Source organism: Bartonella sp. MR168JLCBS, assembly GCF_042194175.1.
The window spans coordinates 1-612 of sequence record NZ_JBHIMP010000511.1 but is presented as its reverse complement, the minus strand read 5'-3'; the positions used below and the strand labels follow the sequence as shown (position 1 = coordinate 612).

The 612-nt window shown below is 39.2% G+C and carries 1 pseudogene; it reads left to right on the top strand.

Annotated features, from left to right (window positions below):
- Positions 1-201: 201 nt before the first annotated feature.
- A pseudogene (locus ACFIK8_RS12315) lies at positions 202-612 on the top strand (double-strand break repair protein AddB); the annotation flags it as partial.

The following is a 612-nucleotide window of genomic DNA, read 5'->3' as shown; positions in this document are numbered from 1 at the left end:
AATATTAAAAAAGTTTTTTATATCTTCATGCGATGATCTAGACTACATGATGCGTTTCAATATTTTTTTCATAAATCAAAGTCAAAAATCTAGATGCAAATGCGGCTTTTCAGTTTTTCCCACTGTGAAAATTGTATACAGTAGGAATAATGCAAATAATCTATAAGATAGAATTTTTCCAAGTGTCCCAAATGAGATCACATGATTTATAAACCACGTATCTTTTCTATTTCTCCGGGAACTTCTTTTTTACCGCATTTCGTCGATTCACTGCTCTCGGGTGCTCTTCTTGATAACTTTGCACCAGATGGACAAACTGCTCTTGCAGATACCCTCATCTATGTTCCAACACGCCGTGCTGCTCGCGCTTTGCGTACAGCTTTTGCTGAAAGAAGTGACACAAAATCAACCTTCTTGCCAGCCATTCGCCCCTTAGGAGATGTGGACGAAGATAGTTTCCTTTTTGTTGAAAACCATCCCAACACTTTAAATCCTCCACTTGGAGAAATTGAACGTCTTCTGCTTTTAGCACGCCTCATTCGTCCTTGGCGTGAAAATTTACCTGCTCATTTGCGGACCATGTTTGGCACAGAAGATGTGCTTATTCCTACT